The 613-nt window shown below is 57.3% G+C and carries 1 protein-coding gene; it reads right to left on the reverse strand.

From position 1 onward, the window contains the following. Window positions 1-24: 24 nt before the first annotated feature. Window positions 25-613, reverse strand: a 589-nt coding sequence (locus J5224_RS33900; protein ID WP_264629248.1) for a substrate-binding domain-containing protein, incomplete at its 5' end; no start/stop codon positions are given.

The raw sequence follows: 613 nt of genomic DNA on the forward strand, positions 1-613 counted from the left end.
TTTTTTTTTTTTATTTTTTATTTTTTATATTTTTTTTCCTATTGCCAGCCCCAACCGATGGGCCGCCGCCATAACGCCGAAGGCCAAATCGTCATTGATGGCGAAAATGGCCGTGGGCCTGCGTGCTTCGCCGAGCAGCGCCATTCCTTCGCTTTCCCCGGATTCGATGCTAAAACCGGATTCCCGAATCCAGGCGGGATTAGGGGTGAGCCCGGCTTCGCGCATTGCACGATGAAACCCTTCCCGACGATAGGTCGCGCCGGAAGAAAAGCTGGGGCCCGCGACCATACCGATATCGCGGTGGCCGAGGTCAATCAGGTGCCGGGTTGCCAGATAGCCCCCCTGCTCATCGTCACCAATGGCAGAGCGGCTGACACCGTCGGTACGCAGTGCCAGAACGTGGGCAACATTTTGCTGGCGCAGTTCCGCCGGTAAATGGTCATCCAGTCGGCTGGTGGCCAGAATCAGCCCGTCAACGCGCCGATCGAGCAGCGACGCCGCCGCCTGTTTTTCTTGCACCGGATCGTCACCGCAGGTGGCAACAATCGCAAAATAACCGTAGCGCTCAGCCGCACGGCAGATGGCCTCATACAACAACGCCATTACCATATCG

This window comes from Candidatus Symbiopectobacterium sp. NZEC135 (assembly GCF_025962695.1).